The following is a 23,849-nucleotide window of genomic DNA, read 5'->3' as shown; positions in this document are numbered from 1 at the left end:
TGTCATGAATGGTGAAGGAAATATTCAGCTTAACGGAAATCTAGATAAAGTATTCTCGAGTTTATTAGATCCGGAAGTATTAAAAAACTGCATTATGGGATGCAAAGAACTATATAAACAAGAAACCAATATGTATGTGGCGGACTTATCTGTTGGGGTCGCTGCAGTTAAAGGGAAATATGATGCAACCATTCGTCTTACGGACCTGGAGCCTCCTCATTCCTATAAGTTAATTGTTCATGGTGAAGGGGCACCAGGGTTTGTAGATGCCGAAGCAGCCATTCATTTGGTTTCGGTGGACGATGAAAATACAGAGCTTAGGTACACTTATGAGGCTGCTGTAGGTGGAAAAGTCGCTTCAATTGGCCAGCGTATGTTAGGTGGAGTAGCTAAACTGATTATTAAAGACTTTTTTAAAAAGATAAAAAGAGAGCTGGATAAAGTAAATATTGCTGACTAGGAAGGAGGACGCTTGTATGAAACCAGCAACATTTACTTACTGCAGCCCTTCAACTATAGAGGAAGCAGTGAAACTATTAGAAGAATATGGAGATACAGGGAAAATCATTGCTGGCGGGCAAAGTTTTATTCCCATCTTAAATATGAGGATGTCCGAACCGGAGTGTCTCATTGACATTAACCAAATCAATGAGTTAAACGGAGTCAGGGTAGAAGAAGGGGTTCTGAAAATTGGTGCTCTTACAAAGCAAAGGGAACTTGAACAGTCAGATGCCATTAAAATCCATGTTCCTATACTCTCGGAAGCCACTCCATATATTGGTCATGTCCAAACGAGAAATAGAGGAACTGTTGGGGGAAGTGTTGCCCATGCAGATCCAAGCGCAGAGCTGCCCCTTTGCTTTTTAGCACTGGATGCTGAAATCGTTATCCAAAGTATAGATGGGACCAGGAAAATAAGTATAAATGACTTTTTTATTACCTATTTAACAACAGAGGTGATGCCGGAGGAAATATTAACTGAAATTCATGTTCCCTTATCTGAACATACTGGGTATGCCTTTGAGGAATTTAGCAGGAGACATGGTGACTTTGCCTTAGCAGCTGTTGCTTGCATTTTATCAGTTGATGAAATTGGAAAAGTAGATAAAGTGAGACTTGTCTTAGGAGGGGTGGATGCAATTCCCCTTTTAGCAGAAGAAGCTATGGAATATTTGGCTGGAAAAAGTATAACAGAGGAAACAATTGAAAGAGCTGTGGAGCTGGCTGTGAAGGATGCTGATCCGGATGAAGATTTACATGCTTCAAAAGAATATAGAGTCCATATGGCTAAAGTTCTAACAAGAAAAGCATTGATAAAAGCATATAACCGTGCATTAGGAAAGGAGGTGTAACATGTCGAATCTCTCCATTGAACAGAAAATGAACGTTTCTTTATCAATTAATGGAAGGGAGGTGGAAGCAGAAGCTGAGCCTAGAAAACTATTAAGTGATTTTATAAGAGAAGATCTGGGTCTTACAGGTACACATGTTGGATGTGAACATGGTGTTTGCGGTTCCTGCACGGTGCTTTATAATGGTGCAGCCGTACGAAGCTGTTTAATGTTTGCAGTTCAGGCAAATGGATCAGACATTCAAACAATCGAGGGTTTAGCAAAGAATGGAGAACAGCATGTTTTGCAGCAGTCATTTACAGAGTGCCATGGACTTCAATGCGGCTTTTGTACACCGGGAATTTTAATGTCCTCATTAGAAATGCTGAATAGTGGTGAAGAACCCACAAAACAAGAGATTAAAGAGATGTTATCCGGCCATCTTTGCCGCTGTACTGGGTACACAGGAATTATTGCAGCTATTGAAAGAGCATGTGGGATAAAAAAATGTAAAGAAGGTGACAATTAGTGGATCTTGGAACGCTGTTTGATTTCGCAGTGAATCGATTTCCTGATAAAACAGCCATCGTTCAGGATGATAGACGGTTATCCTATAAGGAATTTCAAGTAGAAATTAATAAACTTGCTTATTCATTGCAGAAGCTGGGGATCGAAAAAGGAGATCGTGTTGTCATCATACTGAAGAACCGCTTAGAGATGGTCGCAATTTATTGGGCTGTTCAAAAAATCGGTGCCATTTTTACACCAATAAATTTTCGTCTTTCAACAGAAGAAGTGGCATTTTGTGTAAATAATGCTGAGGCTAAAGCGGTCATTTTTGAGCCAAGCAGCCAGGATGCTGCATTAAATGGCACATATGCAAGTAAGCCTCATTTTATAAGCGTTTTAGGTGCGGAAGGTGCAGATATAACCTATGAAGAGCTTATTAATCATGATCAAGAGGCATTCCATCGCCCCAATATTGATTTGGATGATATTTGCTTAATGTTATACACTTCAGGAACTACAGGGAAACCAAAGGGTGTTCCCAGAAGCCACAAGAATGAATATAGCGCGGCTATCGCACACATTATTCAAAACCAATATGTACTCCATGAAAGCACTCTGGGTGTCATGCCGCTCTATCACACGATGGGGATGCGCTCGCTATTATCCATGGCATTTATCAATGGGAAAATGGTCATGATTCCTGATAATAATACAATGAAAATGTTAAAAGTAATGGAAGATGAAAAGATTAGCTGCGTTTATTTAGTTCCTACCATTATTCATGATCTGTTAAATCATAAAGATTTTAATAGGTATAATTTACGGAATGTTCGGAAAATAGGATACGCTGGAGCATCCATGACAACGGAGTTAACAGAAGACTGCTTTAGGAAATTAAAGCCTGATGTTTTCGTAAATCACTATGGCAGTACAGAGGTATATACTTTCAGCATTTGCAACTATTTAGATAAAAAGCCAGGCTGTGCGGGCAAAGCAGGTTTCCATCAGCAGCTAAAAATAGTTGAACCTGACCCTGAAGGAAGTTCAGGACCTGCTGATATTGTACCGCATGGAACTCCAGGAGAAATTATTGTAAATATTGACTCATTAGAAGCATTTAAGGGCTATTGGAAACGACCTGATGCAAACATCAAATCGATCAGAAACGGCTGGTATTTCACAGGAGATATGGGTGTTCTGGATGAAGATGGCGATCTTTATGTTGTTGGCCGCGTGGATGACATGATCATTTCTGGTGGAGAAAACATTCACCCTCTTGAGGTTGAAGATGTATTGTCTTCACATCCGGAAGTATTAGAGGCTGCAGTTGTCGGTTTACCTGATGAGCGTTTTGGAGAGAAGGTTGTCGCATTTATAGTCAGTAAAAGCCCAACTATTTCAACTGCAGAGCTGGATAACTATTGCAGGGAATCCGGCAGCCTGGCAAACTTTAAGCGGCCCAGGGATTACTGTTTTATAAAAGAGATACCTAAAAGCCCTGTCGGGAAGATATTAAGGAGAAAATTAAAAGAAAATTATTCATCCATTATACAAAAAGAGGAGAGTGTAGGTTAATGACAACAATTAATAACAAAGGTACTTATCAATGGGATCATATTTTAGTAGACAAGAACATTGAAGCAAAGACAGCCACTATTACATTAGATCGGCCAGAAAAAATGAACACGCTAAGTTTTATTGCACGCTCACATCTTAATCAAATTTTCACTGAATTAAATAATGATGAGGATGTAAGGGTGATTGTGATAAAGGGAGCGGGTGAAAAAGCCTTCAGTTCGGGCGGGAATATTGCAGAATTCATGGAGCAGCATCCATCTGTACTTTCAGAATTGCATGTAAATGTTGCTGCGCCAGAACGTTCTCCCAAACCAGTTATTGCCCAATTGCAGGGGTATACATTTGGGGTAGGTCTTGAAATCGCAATGGCATGTGATTTTCGAGTGGCATCAGAAACCACGCAGTTGGCATTACCCGAGATCAATCTTGGCATGATTCCTGGCAGCGGCGGGTCACAGCGGATTGCAAAAATTGCCGGAGTCGGCCGTGCAAAGGATATGATCATGAGGGGAAGACGGATACCAGCACACGAAGCACATCAATGGGGCTTGTTAACAACTGTGACAAGTCAGGAGAATTTAGAAGTGGAGGTAAATAAATTGGTTAAAGATCTTGTCAGACTATCACCAATGACATTAAAAGTGTTAAAAAAGGTCATAAATAGTTCCCAGGATGCGCCTTTAAGTGTCGGGATGGAGATTGAAGGATTTGCATATGGAATGCTGCGATCTACTGAAGATTTTAATGAAGGTGTACAGTCGTTTGGAAATAAGGTGAAACCCAGTTTCAAAGGAATATAATCCTTTTTACTAGATAAATGGGAATGTTGAATAGGGAAATGGAGGGAATATATGAAATACTCAATGGGTGAAAGTTTGAGAATGCTGCCCAGGTATTTAAATATTAACACCTTTAGTGCTGGAACACTTGCGGCGATTTTTGGATGTACCGGACCAGCTTTAATTATCATTGGCGGTGCTGCTGATGGCGGATTATCAATTGAGCAGACTATTTCTTGGCTGTTTGCAGTTTATTTTTTCGGAAGCTTGATCGGGGTTTATTTGGCATTAAAGTATCGTCAGCCTATTGCGGGAGCCTGGTCCATTCCAGGGGCTGTTTTAGTCGCAGGTGCCCTGCAGCATTACTCCCTTAGTGAAATTTCAGGAGCCTATTTAGTTTCCGGTATTCTCGTATTTATTCTGGGGATTTCAGGGCTCATAGGGAAAATAATGAAATGGATCCCAGTACCGATTGTTATGGCGATGATAGTAGGGGCAATGATCAAATTTGGCACTGGAATGATTACATCTCTTGAAGGGACACCTCTAATAGTGGGGACAGCCATTTTGGTTTATTTATTTTCTTCACGTTATATAAAAAAAGTGCCTCCTATTTTAATGTCCTTTGTCGCTGGTGGAATTTTGGCAGCGATAATGGGAGAGTTTCAATCGTCCAGTATGGAAGCAGGATTTACACTGCCGCAAGTATTACTGCCGACATACAGTTTTGAATCCATCATATCAGTTTCAATACCCTTGACCCTATTGGTGATTGGGGCGGAGAATGCTCAAGCCATAGGCGTCTTGATGGCAGAGGGATATAAACCCCCTATTAATTCAATGACGATCTGGAGCGGAATAGGCGGGATAGTTACATCTCTATTCGGCGGACATAATGCTAATATTGCAGGACCGATGACAGCGATCTGTTCATCTAGAGAATCTGGAGAAAATAAGGAAGGGCGCTATGCCTCTGTTATTGTAAATGCAGTAATATTTGGAGGCTTTGGCTTAATTGCAGGTTTAGCTGTTCCATTTGTGACTGCCTTACCAGGTGCGTTGATTTCAACTGTTGCGGGACTAGCGATGATCGGAGTACTGGTAAGTTCCCTTCAAGCATCCTTTTCTGAGAGGAAATTTCAAATTGGTGCATTTTTCTCATTAGTTATTGCGATGTCTGGAGTCTCTTTCTTTAGTATAAGTTCCCCTTTCTGGGCTCTTATTGGTGGAGTTATCGTTTCGTTAATCATTGAAAAAGGGGATTTTGATAACTTTAAATCTAAAACTAAAGCGGATGAAGGAAAAGAGAAATTTGAGAGCGCGGTGTAATCCTTAATTACTTTAAAGGCACTATTTCCCACGCAAGGGAATGCAACAAAGATAAATAATTCGATTGGAGAAACCCGATTCCTTCATGAGGAGGAACCGGGTTTCTTTTTGTGGCTAGATTGTAAGCTGTGCAAATAGCACAGAAAAAATGCACATAGGATGGCAGCTTTTACAGAGTGAGAGCTTTTGAGGAAGTATCCGATGAAATATGGAAGACTACTTCAAAACGATAATATGAATTAAAAAAGTGCTCATTTCCTATTTAGGGCGAGTACCTCTAACTTGAAAAGCAAGAAGCTGGATGATAATTCTCCAACTAAGAATGATGTAAAAGGTGCCAAGGGCCTTGCCCAACTGGTCAAGGGCGGAAGATACGCCGAACCTACAACCGCAAGGTGTTTATGCTGAACTCCGTGTGGCAAAGAAAATTGGCGATCTTTTAACAGAGGACCTAAAAACGGTTCAGGGACAGATGCACAACTGGATGGACCGGAATTTTCCGGAATTCTTGAAGGTCTTTAAGAAGTGGGAGGGCAAGGCTGCATTACAATTCTTACAGCTTTATGCATTACCACATGAAATAGCAGATTTACTTATCCATTTAAGAAAAACCGCAAAGTGAAGTGTAGGTGCCAATAAGATTTGGAGTTAAGCAAGCAGCGAGTCAGCTCATCGGAATCCGCCAAGGCTCTGAGATGGCAAAAATGAAGCTGAAAACTTTTCTGTGTAAATATGATTAGATCCAGACGGAATTCGAAGAATTGATCGTACAAGAAGATTCCCTGCTTGATGAAATCCCGGGTGTAGCTCAAATGTTAACTGTCAAGGTGTTGGAAGAGATACTGTCGCTGGTTTCTTTGCGGAAGCGGGTGTCCAAAGTGGACTACACTCACTCCCGTCAAATCTTTTAGCTGGCCGGCTTGAGCCTGAAGGAAATTACGAAAGAGGCCGTAAGAAGTTAAGGGCTTTGACTAGTTTAATATTAATCATGGAGAACCATACCATAAGTAAATGAGGCTTTTTAAAAAATATTGATTTGATTTTTTGATTAATCACAAGCGAGGTTGCCAAAGTAAAAACTGTGGTAAAATAAATTATCTTTAAAAAAGTATATAAGGTGTTTGATAAAATTGGAAATTAAACATTTGGAGTGTTTTATTGAAGTTACACGTACTGGCAATTTCACTAATGCAGCTGAAAATCTGTTCATTACGCAGCCTGCCCTCAGTAGAATTATCAAATCATTAGAGGTTGAACTTGGTACACAGCTATTTATTCGTACAAGAAAAAAGCTGATATTAACAGATGCAGGATTTATTCTAAAAAAACATGCATTAATAATTGAAAAGCAGTTGCAGCTATTGGATGCGGAACTTGGTAAGATGTTCATGCTAAAAAAGAGCCATGTCCGTATTGGGCTCCCTGCGATTACCAATTCCATTTTCTTCTCACAGCTGATTGCTTCGTTTCATGAAAAATATCCAGAGGTTACATTTCAATTGGAGGAGCATGGATCTAAGCCGATTGAAGAGAAGGTTATCAATGGCTTGCTAGATTTTGGGGTTGTCGTTCTTCCAGATAAAATTGATGATTTCGACTATTATATGTTTGTTAATGAGGAATTGAAACTAGTTGTACCCGCGTCTCATCGTCTTGCCGGGAAGCAGGAAGTGTCATTGGAAGAACTTAAAGAAGAGAGCTTTATTATGTTCAACCGGGATTTTGAGTTAAGAAACCTTGTCACTACTGCTTGCAGAGAAGCTGGTTTTCAACCGATAATTATTTCGGAAACATCACAATTAGATTTTATTCAAGAATTAGTTGCTTACAATATAGGTATTACATTGCTGCCTGAGAATACATGTTTAGAACTAGCTAGTGATTTTCGGACTATAACCGTAACCAATCCGACAATCGAATGGAATCTAGCGATGATCTGGAAAAAAGATGCATACTTATCACAGGTTGCGAAAGAATTTATCCGATTTGCCAAAGTAAAGCTGTCGACAGCTAATCATAACCATGATTCATAATCTAGAATAAGTCAAAAATTAGAAGGCTTCCCCTTGTTTAAGAGGGGAGGTTTTTTTAATTGTATAGGCTAAAGAGCGCTTACATACTGTTTTGTTATGAATTGTATATGGGATTGGCATTGTATCTTTCCACAATAGTCATATTATAATTGTCCTTGTGAAAAAGCTAATGCAAATGAGGCGAACGCTTCAATGTAATTTATATAGGGTGGTAGTCATTCATGGAAGCTAAAAAAGTTAAAGAAACGCGTGTTGTTCAAACGGATCAAGTACTCATTAATGATTTGAACAACTATCATACATTATTTGGTGGAGTTCTAATGAAGAAGATGGATGCTTGTGCGACGCTTTCCGCTCGCAGGCATTCACGGGTAAAGGAATGTGTTACTGCATCGACCGATTCAGTTAATTTCCTCGAACCGATTCGACAAAGTGATTCGGTCTGTATAGAATCATTTGTCAGCTACACAGGTAAAAAGTCAATGGAGATTTTCTGCAAAGTAATTGCCGAAAATCTTGAAACTGGAAACCGCAGAATCGCAGCTACTGCATTCTTAACTTTTGTACCTCTAGATCAAGATAAAAGACCGATAGAAGTGCCAACTGTTATTCCAGAAACAGATGAAGAAAAATTTCTCTATGAAACGGGAAAAGAACGTGAAAGAGTTCGCAAGCTAAAAAGACAAAAAAATAAAGAACTTGTGTCCAAACTTTCACTGGATAAACCATGGGACTAATACGAATCAAAAAGGAGAGATATTATGCTGACAACATCGAGTTACGACCAATTGAAAAATGCGCAAATGGCTATCGGAAAATTAAAAGACGCAAAACCATCTATTTATAGAAAATTTATAAATATCATTAAACTGACTCGTCAATTGCAGTTTGGATATCAATATATGGGCGCATTAATTATGGATGAAGACCCAGGTAAATTCAATTCGAAGTCAAAAGATGATTATGTATTGTCTGTCTATTATCGGGAAATCGAAAATTTAAAAACAGATAAAAAATTCCTTGATTTACAACAGTTACTCAAAACGTATAAACAGCTTAGCTATGCTAATATTAGCAAGTTGGCATTGGGGGAAAAACCAGAAGCATTAGTTGGTCCAACTATAGTCCGTTAATAGCGGAAGGGAACCTTTCGCTTAGAACTTTTATGTGAACCGTACTAAATTCATACAACATTAAACTTACCTAATCTATAGAAATTTTTTAGGAACAGTTTAACATTGGCCAATAAAACTGTTCCTAAAAATCTTTTTTGTGAAATGGTGCATGGAGTGCCGGTTAAAAACCTTCTGCCGCATCTAATTAACGACTGTAGAACTAAAAGATGCGGAAGGTTTAGTAAATATAATCATCCAATCGATTCATCAATAATTCAGGCTGACCCCGAGGTTCTTATGAACACTTACAGGGTCAGCTTTTTTATATTCAGAGGAATTTTGGAAGTGATTTATTTCTAAATGAAGGTTAAATTAGTGGTCGGGATTTTCCTGATCACTAACCATTCCAGGTTTTTAAGATAATGAATTATTTGGCTGGGCTTTATTAGCAAATAAAGTAAAGATGAGTTTGGGAAAAATTAGTCGCTTCCGCCGTACAGGTTTCAATGTGCTTTTTAGTAGTAACCCCCTCAATTTTTATTTTTCCGGAAGATTACTGCTTACAGTGGGCAATTAAACCTTTTTGCTAATAATATTCTTCTCTACGGACACGATAAGACAAAGGAAACTTATAGATTGGTGGCAGGGAGAATGAAGGTATTATCTATGATTCAGCCTTGGGCAAGTCTTTTTGTCCTTCGAGAGAATGAATTTGAAACAAGGTCATGGAAAACAAATTATCGCGGGCCGCTGGCCATTCATACAAGTAAAAAAATAGATAAGGCTGTCTGCAGGCATGTGGCCATCCGTTCGCTGCTCGGTAAGCATGGATATACAGAAGAGACTCTTCCGACCGGAATGATCATTGCTGTAGGCCGACTTGAAAATTGTCTGAAGATAACTGAAAAAAATCAGACATCAGCAGTCCTGGAAAATGGACAAATCGTATCAGGGAATGATTATTTTTTAGGAGACTTTAATGTGGGTGGATATGCTTGGGAGGTTCAAGACATGAAGATCTTGAATGAACGTATCCCAGCAAAAGGCCAGCTTGGGTTATGGGAAACTGATTTATTATGAAAGGCGATGGAGGTAAGCAGTATTTCACTTGTACATAGGAATAACGGATTAATTTTTATACTGAGGTGACTTTAAACGAGAGGGAGATTTAGTGATCTTTGGATGTTACAAAGGCTTTCCGCCGAGTTAAGAGAGAAAGTTCGTGGGAGGCATAAATATCATCATGCATAAGATTTTCTATTCCTCAAAAGTTGACATCCTATTAGCTAGTATAACGAATAACAAATAAGAATCCAGCTTTCCGTTTACTGTTTGTTTTCTTTAGATGCAGTATTTTTTTGACATTATATGTACAAATTAATGTAGATGAAAATAAAAATGGTGGCTATTATGAAAACAGTGTGGCTTTTTCTTATTTTAGCAATATTATCCTTTACTTCCTTATACATCTTGATGAAGAAAATGAACGTCACTAACATCTTGGGCTGTTATTTTTTCTCCAATATTCTTATTACAAATACAGGTCTAATCATTAATTTGAATTTAGAACTTACAAAGCAAGACCCAAGTCAGTTAATTTTTTGGACACAAAAAATTCCTGAGTTGTCACTCAAGCCAGCGTTACTTTTATGGGTTATTTATATTTTGTTCTCTAAAAGAACTATTTTCAGTAAACTTATTCATCTCTTCATCTTCTTAACAGCACTCATTTCAATTGAAATATTTTTCGTTCATATTGGATATTTGGAATGGGTAAATTGGAATGTATTTTATTCATATTTGAGATACACTTTGATAATTTTATTATTGGCTATTTACTCATTTTATTTAGAAAAACTTATTTATAGAGACAAAGAGGTGAATACGTCATGATGTTACCTCTTCCTGAGAAATTTGATTCAAATGAAATTTTTATTATCTTTTCCACAATACTTACTTGGGCCCTCATGTTTATATTACCTAGACGATTGCCTGCTGCTACCATCACAATTATTTGGACATTTAATGTTTTTCTTGCTTTGTTAGCTGATATTACCCTTAGTGTAAAACCATATGAATTATACTTTACGATTGATCATAAAAAGCATGAATTATTTGATGTATTATTGCACTTTGTAACTTACCCTACTCTTTCTTACTTTGTCGTAAACTTCTATCAATATAAAAAACCAAAAGGCCTAAAGTATCTATTTTATATTATTTTTTGGGCTGGGGTAGCGATTGCTCTAGAATGGATTGCAGTAAAGTTTCAAGTTTTTACATATACAGGCTGGAAATTGTATTTATCCTATATCACTTATTTGGTTGTTTTTGCTGCTACCATTTGGCTTTCGAACTTTATTGAAAAGAAGGACCCATACAAAAGGACTTCAACTAATTGACTCGATTAAAACACCATTAACTCCTTCTTTTGCTAAGGCGATAGCAGTAGCTCGTTCAATACCTCTGCCTGCACCAGTAACTAAAGCAGTTTTGCCATTTAATGAATTCATTTTTTTCACTCCTATGAACTGGTTTTTATACAAATTAAAATAGAAAGACCGCAATCTTGCATAGATAGTTTGCGGTCTTTCATAGACAAAACGTTTTATTCTAAATTGGCGTGTTTGCCATACATCTTATTCGTATCCAAGCCCTTTTTCTCCATGAACCTCAGAATGACAGCATCGCAGAATAGTAAAAGAGTTTGCTCGAATAATGAGCCCATAGGCTGAATGGTTTTATAATCACCTTCCGATTGATCCTTAGGTGAACCAGGTAACTTAATCTTTATATCCGCTATTTTTCCGATTGTGGATTCGGGGAAAATCGTTACGGCGGCAATCGTTCCACCTATACTTTTTGCTTTCTCTGACATGGAAACAAGGCTTTTCGTTTCTCCTGAACCTGAAGCGATGATCAAGATGTCATCTTTTTCAAAGTTAGGGGTCACCGTTTCGCCTGGTACATAAGCATCTATGCCCATATGCATCATTCGCATCGCAAATGACTTGGCCATAAATCCAGATCTGCCTGCGCCAGCTACAAACACTTTTTTTGCTTCAAGAATCCCATTAACCAATTTCTCAGCTTCTTCATCCGGAATGTGGTCAGTTGTTCTGATTAACTCTTTTAAGATCTTAGCTAAATATTGTGAAGTATGCATGCTTGATCTTACCCTTTTTTGATCAGTTCTTGCATTGTTGCTGCTGCAGCTTTTTTATCAGCTTGACCTGTAATACCGCCGCCAACAATGACAAGGTCTGGATTTACTTTAATGACTTCTGGAAGTGTTTCTAATTTAATGCCGCCTGCGATTGCAGTTTTTGCATTTTTTACAACACTTTTAATCGTTTGCAGATCTTCAAAAGAGTTTTTTCCTACTGCTTGAAGGTCGTAGCCGGTGTGGACACAAATATAGTCTACACCCATTGCATCGACTTCTTTAGCGCGGCCAGCTAGATCTTTTACAGCAATCATGTCAACAAGGATTTTTTTGCCTTGTTTTTTCGCTTCTTCTACAGCACCTTGAATAGACATATCTTCGGCTGTGCCTAGAATCGTAATAATATCAGCACCTGCTTCTGAGGCTTTCATTACTTCATAACCAGCAGCGTCCATGATTTTCAGGTCTGCTAAAACCTTTAAATTAGGGAATGCTTCTTTTACTGCCTTTACTGCATGGAGACCCTCGTTGATTACGACTGGGGTACCGATTTCTACGATATCGATATGTTCCTCCACTTCTTTAACAAGCTCAATTGCTTCTGGAATATTGACTAAATCTAAAGCTAATTGTAATTCCATATATGTTCACTCCTATTAATTTTATTCGGATTTTTCGTACAGTTATACTGTCTCCAAAATTAAATAGATCCTCTTCAGGAATATTATCCTTTTGGAGTATTATCTGTACCAGCAGCCGGGATCGATGATGTTCCCAATCGCTGAACAATTGCAAGTATACAACCTATAACATTTTAGTGGAAGTACGCACTTTTATTTTACATAGTGCTAAAAAGTATACTATGGGGTATAATAATGATAGAGGTGAGTGAAATGTCACGAATGCAGGATAAGATCTTTAACTGTGAAAAGGAATTGACGCTATCAGTTATCGGTGGAAAGTGGAAAATGCTGATTTTATGGCATCTAGGGAAAGAAGGAACCAAGCGATTTGGTGAATTGAAGGCTCTCATGCCAGGAATCACGCAAAGGATGCTTGTGAACCAATTGCGTGAACTGGAAGAAGACTTGATAGTAGATCGGAAAGTGTACCCGGTTGTTCCTCCAAAAGTGGAATATACCCTTACTGAACAGGGGAGAAGCTTGATGCCGATTCTTGATGCTATGTATAAATGGGGTAAAAACTATATGGAGACTGCAGGGTTAAACCCTAAGAAAGAGTCAATTAAATCTTGACTATATAAATCGAGGCAAATAGCACCACAATATAGAAAGGGGCAATGTGATATAGCATTGCCCCTTTTTCTTTGTTTGCCTTGTAAAAGGCTGACAAAACATATCTATTAGATTGTAAATGCCAATGGTAATGACATACCTTTATTAAACTATGACTAGTTGTTAATTTATTTTTTCTTTTTCAAGCATATCCTTAACTACATACTCGATGGTTACATTTCCTAAGACCTTTTCCATCGCTAATTGTGCAGCAGACAATATAGGAATGATCGTATTTTGAATGTTTCTGCCTACAGGACATTTAGGATTTGGACTTTCATGAACATTAAACAACTCATTATCCTGTACGACATTAACTGCCTTATATACATCTAGCAGAGTAATGTCAGATAAATTCCTTGCAAGCTTAGTTCCCGGAATACCAGGATGTACCTCTACTAACCCTGCTTTCTTTAGCATTCCAATAATTTTCCTGATAAGTGCTGGATTTGTGTTTACACTTTCTGCTAAATATTCAGATGAACTTACACCGTCTTTATTAAACTCTATAAGAGATAATATATGAACGCCTACAGCGAATCGGCTGCTAATGGACATTTATTCATCACCTTTCTTGCATCTTTATAAGGATAAATCTTTTCTTGTAATAAATGTGGTTACACCCTTAATATTATACCTTAAAAAATGACCATTTATAGTTATTGACAAAATCTTAAAATGTAATTATTATGATTACATGTAATTAAGGTGGTTACAGTTAATTTAATTTTATGTAATTGAAGGATGTAACGATAAACAATTTAATTGGGGGGGAATGGAAGATGAGATTGTTAGTAACTGGAGCTACAGGGAAATTGGGCTCCAAAATTGTTGATGCATTGTTGAAAACTGTTCCAGCAAATCAACTTGCAGTTAGTGTTCGGAATCCGGAGAAGGCAGAAGGAATAAAAACTCGAGGAGTAGAAGTTCGCCAGGGAGATTTTGACCGTCCAGAAACTTTAGATACGGCTTTTAAAGGAATCGATCGCTTATTGATCATTTCTGCGGATGGAGACAATGAAACAAGAATTCGTCAGCACACAAATGCGGTGGCTGCATCAGAGCGTGCCGGTGTTAAATTTATTGTATATACTAGCATTGCAGACGCCAGGGAAAGTAAAAACATGCTTGCTCCAACACATAAGGCAACGGAAGAAGCTATTTTGAAAACAGGAATTCCTTATTCTTTCTTGCGTAACAATTGGTACTTGGAGAATGAAAGTTCAAGCATTCAAGGTGTACTGGCAGGAGCACCATGGGTGACATCTGCAGGAACTGGAAAAGTTGGCTGGGCACTGCAACAGGATTACGCAGAGGCCGCAGCAGCAGTATTAGCTGGTAACGGGCACGAAAACACTATCTATGAGCTCTCTGGTAAGTTATTTACACAGGAAGAGTTTGCCTCTGCACTTGGCGTTGTATTGGGTAAGGAAGTACCAGTACACCAGGTTGATGATACTTCCTATGCTGAGGCAATAAAGGGTGCTGGCGTTCCAGAATTCCTCATTCCTTTTCTAGTTGGTATCCAGAAAGATATTCGAGAGGGTACACTTGAAATCGAGAGCAGCGATTTTGAAAAACTACTTGGACGTCCTGCTGCACCACTTAGCGAAGGATTATCTCAAATCGTTCAAAGTATCCAATAAAGTGTATTTTGGGATTTTATTATAAACCCGTAAATAAAAATCGCCTTTTAATAAACAAATAAACAACATAATTCAGAAAATAAGTAATAGGTCTGGTTTTTGCGTATAAAAATTAAATTAGCACCCAAAGAAGCAGTCCATTTCGCAACTGAATTGGTCTGCTTCTTTGGGTTAATGAGAAAAATTTTGAATAGGAATGGTATATTATGCGACCAACCTATTAATGTTTAAAATGAGGTAATGATAAATCGTGAAACTGACTATAAAAAATTGGCTTTCTAATTTGCGATGGTACAATTTTAAGGCTATTATTGCGTTTTTTGGATCAGCATTATCTTACATATTTTATAAAGATTATCCCATCCTTGAATATCGGGAGTGGTATTTGTAAAAAAATTATATACTTTAATGCGAAGCTGGGTACTCAGATGATGTTGCTGTTTGATACCTGAATTTCTTAAACTTGTCATTTGCTCTGAAAGCATATGAAGTTCCGACAAGACTTTTTAAATTTTAAACAATCAATTCCATCATCTTTAGTTTAGAAAAATTTGTTAAAAAACATGCACTAGAAAAAGTATAAATCATATATAGGTGATATCCCGTTTTAAATGGCTGAGGAGGATAACATGAAACCTATGCTGCCTAGTGAAAAATATTTCGGTAAGTTAGAACTAGTTCATACATTTTATGGGGCTATGCCTACAGGTGTTAGTGTTTCGGAAACTGGTCGTATTTTCATTTGTTTTCCGAAATGGGGAGACGATGTTAAATTTACGGTTGCCGAAATTGTTGAGGGTGAATTGCAGGCTTATCCTAACTTACAAACCAATTTGGTTAACCCCGGGAATATCAGAATGACTTTCATCAGTGTCCAAAGTGTAGTTGCGGATGGAAGGGGAACGCTTTGGGTATTGGATACAGCGGCACCCAATTTTTCTGCACCAATTAAAGGTGGGGCAAAATTAGTCGCTGTTGATTTAAAAACCAATACAATTAGAAGCGTATATACCTTTACAGAGGATGTAGTCCTGCCAACAACTTATCTGAATGATGTCCGATTTGACTTTCGTGTTGGAAAAGCAGGTTATGCCTATATAACGGATTCATCTTCCAAAGGACCCGGAGCTATTATCGTTGTAGATTTAGAAAATGGAAACGCGTTTAGACGGTTAAATGGAGCAAATTCAACTTCACCCGATCCTTATTTTTTACCGAAAGTAGAAGGTGAAATCTTAATGAACCGAAACAAAGATGGTTCCACATCTCCATTTAGATTGGCGTCTGACGGTATTGCGATTTCTCCCGATGGAAAGGTATTATTTTTTTGTCCACTTACAAGCCGTCATCTGTTCTCGATCCCAACAGAAGCCCTGAGAGACAGAAATATACCGGACATGGATTTACCTTATCAGGTGGAGTACTGGGGAGAAAAAGGTGCTTCTGATGGAATGATTACTGATGCAAAAGGAACCATTTATGCCGGAGACTATGAAAACAACAGTATTCGAAAGATATTGCCAAATGGCACAATGGAAACCATCGCACATGACCCGAGAATTTTATGGCCGGATACTTTTTCGATTGGTCCGGATCAATACTTATATGTCATTGTGAACCAATTACATCGGCAGGCAAGATTTCATTATGGAAAAGACCTGCGACAAAAACCTTATAGTTTAATTCGTATGAAAATTGGTGAATTTCCTGCTCCTGCCATTTAATAATAAATAAAATCGAATTTGTAATTGTGAAAAAATTATGGTCACAAAAGGAGGAAGATTATATATTAAATCATTTTTGGTTTGTTAGGAACAGTTTAGGTTGTAATTCTAAACTGTTCCTATTTTATTTTTATAGAGAGGGTAAGTTCAATGCTGTATCGATATTATTTAAATCTAAATTGATTTGTTCGTTTGTATCCCAAGCATGATACCATCCTTTTTCTTCCATATATAAGGAAACTTGTTCATGCATATCAATAGCTTCCGTTAAATGGCGAGTGAGCATTTCTTTAATTTCGGGCGTTCCTGATTCTGTAACAGCCATGGCAAAATTTCTAACTCCACTCTTAGCTGCAATCAATAAATCCATTGCAACCACTTGATCAGAGAGTGCGTTCATGCCAGTTAAATTTTCAATGATTGGATTCATGTTCATTCACCTCCTAATTTACTGCTTAGCGTTGGAAAGGATAGAAGCATATTCTTGTAATTGTACCGTAGATAAATCAATGTCTTGCTGCATAATATCTTTTAATCGCTGATCTGTAACTAACGCTTTCATCGTTTTGGATTTAGTTAGACAATTAGTCTTAAATGCAGCCATCTCATGGACCTCAAGAACTTCATGCAAGGCGTAGTTCATTTTTTTATACCTCCTTCCTTAAGGTTTCAACACGACTTTAATACATTCGTCCATTTTTGTGTCAAAAATCTCATAGCCATGTTTTGCTTCACTAAGAGGAAGGACATGACTTACTACATCGCTCGGGTCGATCTTACCAGTTGTTACCAATTCAAACATGTATGGCATATAGTGGATGACAGGAGCTTGACCGGAGCGGATATTGATATTTCGCTGCATAATATCTCCAAGAGGGAAACCATTATATCTGCCGCCGTAAACGCCAGTTACTTGAATTGTCCCGCCTTTACGTACTGCTTGTGAAGCCATTATAAACGCACTTAATGCTCCCCCTTGAAGCTTCATTCCGCTCGCAAGGAACTCCATATCAGTCATTTTACCGTCCATACCAACAGCGTCAATAACAACATCTGCCCCGCCTTTGGTAATTTCCTTAAGATAATTTCCTACATTCTCATGGTCCTCAAAGTTAACAATTTCTACTTTGTTGGTGCGCTTGGCGTGCTGCAGGCGATAATTGACATAATCAACGGCAATTACTCGCTTTGCCCCTTTTAACCAGCAGAATTTTTGAGCAAAAAGACCAACTGGACCGCAGCCAAATACAATAACTGTATCTCCGGCCTTTACACCTGCATTGTCAACACTCCAAAAACCAGTGGTCATAGCGTCAGCGATAACGGATAATTTTTCATCTGGTTCTTCACAGGTTTCTGGAATCTTAAAGTGAGTGAAATTGGCAAAGGGAACACGTAAATATTCAGCTTGCCCGCCTGGATAACCGCCAGTCGTTCCCGAGTATCCGAAATACGCCCCCATATCACCATTATCATTAGAATTATCACATTGGCTTTCCAAATGGTTTTTACAATAAATGCATTCCCCGCAGGCAATGTTAAAAGGAATAATAACACGATCCCCTTTTTTTACTTTCGTAACATTTGGTCCAACCTCTTCAACAATTCCCATCGGTTCATGACCGATAATATAGTCTTCCTGCATATTTGGAATCATTCCATGGATTAAATGTAAATCAGACCCACATATAGCTGTACTCGTTACTTTAATAATCATGTCATCTGGTTTTTCAATCTTTGGATCTGGGACGTCTTTGACTACAACATTTTTAATACCTTGATATGTTACTGCCTTCATTGGTTACAGCCTCCAGTGTTAGTGATCATCAGGTGTCCGGTCAAACATACCTTTTCTATTGGTCTCAACGGGAAATAGATTCATTTTGCCAATCATCAATGTATTGTTGGCAGAGAGTTGATCTAGTTTATACTGTTCACTTAGTTCGTAAGGATGGAACCATTTTTTATTAATCATTAGTTCTGTAACTTCTTGGTGCATGGCAATCCCTTGCATTAACTGTTTTCGTAAGAGGTTTCTGACATCAGGTGATGCGGACTCTGTTAATGCTACAGCAATATTGCGGACACCTTCTTTGGCACGAAGAAGTAAATCCATCGCAAATGTGGTATCTGCCAGCTCTGGTACGTGTAGCGAGTTTATAGGGTCTAAATAGTCATTATTCAATGAATTTTCCTCCTTTTCAATTTACTATTGGTGTTGGCCGGTTTTGAGGAACAGGAGCTTCAAAAGGTGCGCGTTGATAAACTGCCTGTAATTCTCCAAGCGCTTGAATGGATTGTTCAACATCTTTTTGCATTAATGCTCTTAAATCATTATCAAATACCAGTCCTTGCATTAGTTTTGATTTCGCTAAGCAAAGGGTTTTAAAATTTATAACTTCATGTAGATCCAATGACTCATGATCAGCTAATTTTTGATTATCCATTTCTAATTAACCTCCTTATTCTTTCGCACAATCAATTGTATTGTTCCAAAATAGGAGGGAAACATTCTTTAATGTTTTTTAAAATTAATGGTTGGAATATACATACAGTGGAGGAATTCATTTATTGTGATGGCTGTGGATGATTGTTGCGGCGGTCTTTTTTCTTGTATCTAAAAAAAAGTTCAACCAGAAATATCTGGTTGAACTTAAAATACGAAAGGAAGGAGAAATGCCTTATCCTTTTTACTCTCTTGTTGATTAAGAACCTCCATCTTAAGAAAAATCGTATTTATTATTGAAGAGACTCCTTATAACAGACATTGAAAATCTGACCAATAAGAAGGAAAAAGAAAGCGAATAGAAAGTAGTTTTCCAATTCCATCCCTTTTTATATTTAACAAGCTGTGTATTTCTTTCTAACCATAGCTCAGTAATAGTCATCGGTACACTGAAATACAGAACTTTTAAAAGGCAATGAAGGATGCGAGAATCCTTAGTCAGTTGATTATAAAAAACACAAGAAATTGGGAAAAGAATGTAATCAAAAACCAAACTTGTTTTAACTTGTTTTGGAAATCGGGTGGGATATTTAACGTAACCTTTATTTACAACTAGTTGATCTACCAATGATGCATAATAACTTTTTATAAAGAAAACAAGGAGCCAGTCCTTTGCAAGAGGTTTTTTAATTAAGTAAATAAAGGAACTAATACCAAAAAAATAAAGCAATTTTATAAGGTTTTTTTCAAATTTTCTACCCATGTTTAGCACCTCTATAATATAGGTTATCTCTGATGCAGGTGATTATACTTAGGACATTCGAACATTAGTTAAGTAAACAATATGGGAAATATAAGGAGGATACTATTAACCATCTAATGCATACATTTTTAGGTTCAGCCAATGATCAGAGTTCCCTTTTATGTGGCTTTTCACAAAGGGGTTAGGGAAAGAATCGGACATTAATTTAACAAATCAGTTTATGAATAATCGTGGGGAACCTTATCATAATTAGAGGTATAAGCAAGGAGTATCATTTGATTTACAGTAGAATTCATATGCTATTGCACTGCAAAAAAAGACCAAATAAAGCAGGCCAAACCAATGAAAGATCTGTTAAAGGCTTCGTAGAGTCTGTTGAACAAGCTTAATGATTGTGAAATCAGCGTGTACAAGTATTCGACTCGGAAATCTCCCTGTTTTCAGGTGCTTTGCTTTCCTTTCCCCTATGAATGGGACGTCAAGTCAGTTCTTGGTCATTTATTTACTTTGGGCTGTTCCAACACTTCTTCCTGCCACAATTGATACAGATAGAGGATGAACGCAAAACTGACCATCATAGCAACAATAGCTATTGTAGACAAAGTCGATTCACTCGAAACAAGCCCCATTCGTTGCCATACCGGGTAAACAATGTACATAAAAGATCCGTCCAAAAGTATATTGACAGTCATATACAACCAAAATTTCCTAAAAGTAAAGTGGAATACCCAGATAACTATAACTAAATATGCTCCATACACCCAAGGAACCGGTACGACTTTATCCCATCCGAACAGACTGGAACCTGCCTCTTTCCACCATCCGTAATGATAAGCCGCCTGATATGCCAAGGTATGAATAACGGTCATAAATAGAGCAACAGGCATGTACCTGCGTACAGTATCCATTTTTAAAAAGAACAAGGACGCCCAAGGCAATATCAAGAGTGACCAGAGAATAATCTGTTTCATGTTTGTAAAACCCCACATTAGTTTTATATGTAGTGTACTCTTGGTGCATATATTTATTCGATTATTCGATAAAGGTAACTGAAACACCGACTTGGTTATGCAGATTTACATTCAAATGTGTATGATTTTTTGCGTTGGGCTGCGAAGCAAAGGGTTTTACAGCCATTTCATTTAATTTGTGAAAGTAAGTGTATATTCAGAGAGGGGTCAAAGGCAGAGCAGGAGGGTAAACCGACAGTATAGAAAACGCAGATGGAGATATTTAACAAAAGAACCTAGAGAGTAATTCAATAATAATTCTTTTTTAGGAGGAAACAATCATGAAGAAAAGGTACCATATTATAGCTCTCTTTGGTTTAATCATCACTGGGTGTACAAATAATGGTGTGACTCAAGAAGAGCCTAAGCCACCTAAAGCCTTTATAGAGGTGGATAACGAAAGATTCGAAACTATACTTGGAACCTATTGCTGGTCGACAAAAGGTCAAGCCGAATGTGTGGATAAAGCTGGATTAATCGAGCTTTTGGAAGAAAGTGAACCAATTGAAGTAAGTCCTGGTGAAAGTGTAGCTTTTATTATGGAATATGAACCAAAACCAAATAAAATTCATGTTCTGCAAATAAGCAGCTCTGAAGAATCGGAAGTTGAAATAAGTAACAATCATTTCACAGCGCCTGCCCAAAAAGGGATTTATTACTATTCATATGGAGCATGGTGGATGGATGAAAAGAAAGAGAACACATCTACTGGAGATGCTAATTATGCATTTGCCATAGAAGTAAAGTAGATTTTCTTCTTTAGTTAACGGGTTAACGGGACAGGTTACTTTAAGAACGTATCTGATAACACTATTGCTTATAATCTGTGTAATAAATTCAGAATTGAAGGTTACCTGTCATAGTCGTTGTGAGAGGAGGCAATTCAAAAACAGCTGAATAACCAAGAGGCGATTCAGATTCATAAGATTATCAATATATGAATGGTCATTGGAAGGGAGAGCATACCGATGTTAACCTTTGTTTTTGGGTAGATTCTCAGACTTTTGGATGAAAAAAGTCCACACCTATGAAGGATTCCTGTATTCCATCAATAATATAAAATAATAGATAACAGTTATTGTAAATCTTTTATGAATTCTTTAGGGAGAGTGATACCATTGTCAGAATTGATTTATGCCGGTTCATTAAAAACGCTTGAAGATGAAGGGGCAAAGGTTATTAAAGGTGGAAGTCATGCAATTGCTGTATTTGTTTACGAAAAACAAGTCTATGCGGTGGATAACCGCTGTCCGCATATGGGCTTTCCCCTCCATACCGGAAGCCTATGTGATGGGATTTTGACGTGTCACTGGCATCATGCCCGCTTTGATATAAAAAGCGGCGGAACCTTGGATCCATGGGCAGATGATGTCCCTACTTATCCCGTCGAGATTAACGGGGATGAGGTTTGGGTTTATCCAGTTCCGTTTAATAAGGTGACAATCGAAAAATTAAGGCAGCGATTACGTGACGGCCTTGAGCAAAATATTAGTCTTGTCATCGCCAAATCAGTTGTCGGATTGATGGAAGCTGGTTTTCCAGCGACAGAGATAGCAAAAATCGGCGTCGAATTCGGAACAACACATCGGAGGAGCGGATGGGGATCGGGATTAACGATTTTAACAGCCATGACCAATGTATTGCCCAAATTAGATAAAACTGGGCAGGTTTTAGCGCTGTTTCAAGGCCTGGTTCATGTTGCACGGGAAAGTTCCGGCATGGGAACACGCTTTTTACTTGGATCCCTTCCTGTATCAAATGAAAAGAATACCCAATCATTCGAACAATTATCAGAATGGTATCGTCATTGTGTGGAGGTGCGGGATTCACAGGGAGCTGAGCGGGTGCTATTGACCGCGGTACAATCGGGATTCTCGGACGAGCAGCTTGCTGACATGATGATGACAGCGGTCACGGATCATTTTTATGTAAACACAGGTCATACTCTTGATTTTAATAATAAAGCATTTGAAATTTTAAATCAGATTGGTATTGAGCACCGGTCCTATGTATTATCATCCTTGCTCCCCGGTATCGGCGATGTGTCCCGCAGTGAAGAATCCCATAGCTGGCAATCACCTGTGAACCTGGTCAAACCCTTAAAGGAGGCGTTCCGGGAATTACCTGATATCCTTGCTGATGTCTCATCACGAGGGGACGCTGGTATAGATGAACCAGCCTTGGTTGAACAAATTTTATCAGATAACCCTATTAAAACGGTAAATATGATGATGGATGCACTTAAAAACGGCGTCACTCCTTCCCGGTTAGCCCAGCTCGTAACTTTAGCGGCTGCTGATCGGATTTCCCGCTTCCATGTGCAAAATGATTTCAGGGATTGGATCACTGTACTTCATACTTTTACCCACGCACATGCTGTACACGAATCGCTGCGCCGCTCTGCTACACCTGAATTGACCCGGGCTGTTTTCCATGGAGCAATGAGTGTGTATCTTGATCGTTTTCTCAATACACCATCCGCCAGAAGGCCGGAACCAAAGGATGTGGAAACTGAACCGCAAAGTCCTTCAGAATTGTTGGAGATGATGAATCAACAGCAGCAGGTTGCGGAATCAGCAAGATGGGTAGTGAATTACCTGGCACGCGGCGGTGATAAAAGCGAACTCTTCAATACGCTCGGTCACGCTTTACTAAGAGAGGATGCAGAGTTTCACTCATTTCAAATGTATGAAGCAGCAATGGTCGAACACGATCATTGGGAAAAAGAGGATTCAGAGCTTGCCAGGTATGCACAGGAAACATTGATCCTTGCAGTAACACGTTATCTGGCAGGCCATGCCCCAACTGCGAGAGAAATGCCGCATACAGCACAAATTGCCATGCGCCTCCACCGGGGAGAAAAATTATTTGAAGATGATTGATCAATCGATGACGAGTCATGATTCAGAACGAGAAGGACAAACAATCGTATCATGCTGATCAACACTTTTATAAACCTGTTTTAAAAGTGTCTAATCCCTTGTATATAAGGGGTTAGGCACTTTTTTAATATCATAATTAACGTTAAGAGCCAAAGGGGAGTGGAAAAATCGTCATGACTATTATCCAGCAAACTGGCCATATTGTTGAATAATTGATAAGCCTCAATAAATATTTGTTGAAA

26 protein-coding genes and 2 pseudogenes are annotated in these 23,849 nt (G+C 38.3%); 17 read left to right on the top strand and 11 right to left on the bottom strand.

The genetic code is table 11. The features are described from left to right. Positions 1–4: 4 nt before the first annotated feature. The 12 genes and pseudogenes from NAF01_RS14285 to NAF01_RS14230 all read left to right on the top strand — a co-directional run bounded on the left by NAF01_RS14285 (position 5) and on the right by NAF01_RS14230 (position 11,077). Entirely contained in the window at positions 5–460 is a 456-nt protein-coding gene (locus NAF01_RS14285) for an SRPBCC family protein (RefSeq protein ID WP_250800594.1), read from the top strand. A 16-nt stretch (positions 461–476) separates the two neighbouring features. Next, a complete protein-coding gene (locus NAF01_RS14280; RefSeq protein WP_250800592.1) occupies positions 477–1,352 on the top strand; it encodes an FAD binding domain-containing protein in 876 nt (291 codons plus the stop codon). 1 nt (position 1,353) lies between these two features. Next, positions 1,354–1,860 (top strand): (2Fe-2S)-binding protein, encoded by a 507-nt coding sequence (locus NAF01_RS14275; RefSeq protein WP_250800591.1) that lies wholly within the window; start codon positions 1,354–1,356, stop codon positions 1,858–1,860. Next, entirely contained in the window at positions 1,860–3,416 is a 1,557-nt protein-coding gene (locus tag NAF01_RS14270; protein ID WP_250800589.1) for a class I adenylate-forming enzyme family protein, read from the top strand. The genes NAF01_RS14275 and NAF01_RS14270 overlap by 1 nt, the downstream gene beginning before the upstream one ends. Continuing rightward, on the top strand, positions 3,416–4,219 hold the full coding sequence (locus NAF01_RS14265) for an enoyl-CoA hydratase/isomerase family protein (protein ID WP_048008582.1): 804 nt from the start codon (positions 3,416–3,418) through the stop codon (positions 4,217–4,219). Before NAF01_RS14270 ends, NAF01_RS14265 begins: the two co-directional genes overlap by 1 nt. 51 nt (positions 4,220–4,270) lie before the next feature. After that, a complete protein-coding gene (locus NAF01_RS14260) occupies positions 4,271–5,527 on the top strand; it encodes a benzoate/H(+) symporter BenE family transporter (RefSeq protein ID WP_250800587.1) in 1,257 nt (418 codons plus the stop codon). A 285-nt stretch (positions 5,528–5,812) separates the two neighbouring features. Beyond that, positions 5,813–6,524, top strand: a pseudogene (locus NAF01_RS25110) (IS110 family transposase); the annotation flags it as partial. Positions 6,525–6,657: 133 nt separating this feature from the next. Beyond that, on the top strand, positions 6,658–7,560 hold the full coding sequence (locus tag NAF01_RS14250; protein ID WP_048008584.1) for a LysR family transcriptional regulator: 903 nt from the start codon (positions 6,658–6,660) through the stop codon (positions 7,558–7,560). Between the two features lie 221 nt (positions 7,561–7,781). Continuing rightward, positions 7,782–8,297 (top strand): acyl-CoA thioesterase, encoded by a 516-nt coding sequence (locus tag NAF01_RS14245; protein WP_163140467.1) that lies wholly within the window; start codon positions 7,782–7,784, stop codon positions 8,295–8,297. Between the two features lie 24 nt (positions 8,298–8,321). Beyond that, on the top strand, positions 8,322–8,693 hold the full coding sequence (locus NAF01_RS14240; RefSeq protein ID WP_048008585.1) for a hypothetical protein: 372 nt from the start codon (positions 8,322–8,324) through the stop codon (positions 8,691–8,693). Positions 8,694–9,326: 633 nt separating this feature from the next. Further along, complete coding sequence (locus NAF01_RS14235; RefSeq protein ID WP_250800583.1) at positions 9,327–9,755, top strand: ASCH domain-containing protein; 429 nt, start codon at positions 9,327–9,329, stop codon at positions 9,753–9,755. A gap of 809 nt (positions 9,756–10,564) precedes the next feature. Further along, positions 10,565–11,077: a CBO0543 family protein gene (locus tag NAF01_RS14230; RefSeq protein WP_250800582.1), complete on the top strand. Its 513-nt coding sequence runs from the start codon at positions 10,565–10,567 to the stop codon at positions 11,075–11,077. 3 nt (positions 11,078–11,080) lie between these two features. Here the strand turns inward: NAF01_RS14230 and NAF01_RS14225 are convergent. The 3 genes and pseudogenes from NAF01_RS14225 to hxlA form a co-directional block, all read right to left on the bottom strand. Continuing rightward, positions 11,081–11,188: pseudogene (locus NAF01_RS14225) on the bottom strand (short chain dehydrogenase); the annotation flags it as partial. 95 nt (positions 11,189–11,283) lie between these two features. Then, complete coding sequence (gene hxlB / locus NAF01_RS14220; RefSeq protein ID WP_076258576.1) at positions 11,284–11,841, bottom strand: 6-phospho-3-hexuloisomerase; 558 nt, start codon at positions 11,839–11,841, stop codon at positions 11,284–11,286. A gap of 8 nt (positions 11,842–11,849) precedes the next feature. Further along, positions 11,850–12,482: a 3-hexulose-6-phosphate synthase gene (gene hxlA / locus NAF01_RS14215; protein WP_222501614.1), complete on the bottom strand. Its 633-nt coding sequence runs from the start codon at positions 12,480–12,482 to the stop codon at positions 11,850–11,852. A 252-nt stretch (positions 12,483–12,734) separates the two neighbouring features. On the opposite strand from hxlA, the gene NAF01_RS14210 reads away from it, so the two are divergent. Beyond that, on the top strand, positions 12,735–13,097 hold the full coding sequence (locus tag NAF01_RS14210) for a transcriptional activator HxlR (protein WP_250802474.1): 363 nt from the start codon (positions 12,735–12,737) through the stop codon (positions 13,095–13,097). 162 nt (positions 13,098–13,259) lie between these two features. Here NAF01_RS14210 and NAF01_RS14205 read toward each other — a convergent pair whose 3' ends face one another. Beyond that, positions 13,260–13,694, bottom strand: coding sequence for an Rrf2 family transcriptional regulator (locus NAF01_RS14205; RefSeq protein ID WP_048008591.1), 435 nt, complete (start codon positions 13,692–13,694; stop codon positions 13,260–13,262). A 224-nt stretch (positions 13,695–13,918) separates the two neighbouring features. Between NAF01_RS14205 and NAF01_RS14200 the strand changes: the two genes are divergently transcribed. Together NAF01_RS14200 and NAF01_RS14195 are read left to right on the top strand one after the other, a co-directional pair. Continuing rightward, a complete protein-coding gene (locus NAF01_RS14200; RefSeq protein WP_250800580.1) occupies positions 13,919–14,782 on the top strand; it encodes an SDR family oxidoreductase in 864 nt (287 codons plus the stop codon). 629 nt (positions 14,783–15,411) lie between these two features. Next, the gene (locus tag NAF01_RS14195; protein WP_250800579.1) at positions 15,412–16,506 is read left to right on the top strand and encodes an L-dopachrome tautomerase-related protein; all 1,095 of its coding nucleotides are present in this window, start codon (positions 15,412–15,414) and stop codon (positions 16,504–16,506) included. Between the two features lie 130 nt (positions 16,507–16,636). On the opposite strand, the gene NAF01_RS14190 is transcribed toward NAF01_RS14195, so the two are convergent. From NAF01_RS14190 to NAF01_RS14160, 7 genes are all read right to left on the bottom strand, one after another. After that, positions 16,637–16,936, bottom strand: coding sequence for a spore coat protein (locus NAF01_RS14190; RefSeq protein WP_048008595.1), 300 nt, complete (start codon positions 16,934–16,936; stop codon positions 16,637–16,639). An 18-nt stretch (positions 16,937–16,954) separates the two neighbouring features. After that, positions 16,955–17,149 carry a hypothetical protein gene (locus NAF01_RS14185; RefSeq protein ID WP_048008596.1) on the bottom strand — a complete coding sequence of 65 codons (195 nt, stop codon included), beginning with the start codon at positions 17,147–17,149 and terminating at the stop codon, positions 16,955–16,957. An 18-nt stretch (positions 17,150–17,167) separates the two neighbouring features. Beyond that, entirely contained in the window at positions 17,168–18,304 is a 1,137-nt protein-coding gene (locus NAF01_RS14180) for a zinc-dependent alcohol dehydrogenase (protein WP_076258590.1), read from the bottom strand. Positions 18,305–18,322: 18 nt separating this feature from the next. Then, positions 18,323–18,691 (bottom strand): spore coat protein, encoded by a 369-nt coding sequence (locus NAF01_RS14175; protein WP_222501620.1) that lies wholly within the window; start codon positions 18,689–18,691, stop codon positions 18,323–18,325. 16 nt (positions 18,692–18,707) lie between these two features. Further along, the gene (locus NAF01_RS14170) at positions 18,708–18,953 is read right to left on the bottom strand and encodes a hypothetical protein (RefSeq protein WP_048008599.1); all 246 of its coding nucleotides are present in this window, start codon (positions 18,951–18,953) and stop codon (positions 18,708–18,710) included. Between the two features lie 273 nt (positions 18,954–19,226). Beyond that, entirely contained in the window at positions 19,227–19,715 is a 489-nt protein-coding gene (locus tag NAF01_RS14165) for a CBO0543 family protein (RefSeq protein WP_250800577.1), read from the bottom strand. A 494-nt stretch (positions 19,716–20,209) separates the two neighbouring features. Continuing rightward, complete coding sequence (locus NAF01_RS14160) at positions 20,210–20,686, bottom strand: hypothetical protein (RefSeq protein ID WP_250800576.1); 477 nt, start codon at positions 20,684–20,686, stop codon at positions 20,210–20,212. A gap of 320 nt (positions 20,687–21,006) precedes the next feature. Between NAF01_RS14160 and NAF01_RS14155 the strand changes: the two genes are divergently transcribed. Together NAF01_RS14155 and NAF01_RS14150 are read left to right on the top strand one after the other, a co-directional pair. Beyond that, the gene (locus NAF01_RS14155; RefSeq protein ID WP_250800574.1) at positions 21,007–21,474 is read left to right on the top strand and encodes a hypothetical protein; all 468 of its coding nucleotides are present in this window, start codon (positions 21,007–21,009) and stop codon (positions 21,472–21,474) included. Positions 21,475–21,843: 369 nt separating this feature from the next. Beyond that, positions 21,844–23,607, top strand: coding sequence for a Rieske (2Fe-2S) protein (locus NAF01_RS14150; RefSeq protein WP_250800572.1), 1,764 nt, complete (start codon positions 21,844–21,846; stop codon positions 23,605–23,607). The last annotated feature ends 242 nt before the right edge of the window (positions 23,608–23,849 follow it).

Source organism: Cytobacillus firmus, from assembly GCF_023657595.1.
GTDB classification, from domain to species: Bacteria; Bacillota; Bacilli; order Bacillales; family Cytobacillaceae; genus Cytobacillus; species Cytobacillus firmus_B.
Note: the sequence above shows the minus strand (reverse complement) of the source record. Positions and strands in the feature narration are given on the sequence as shown.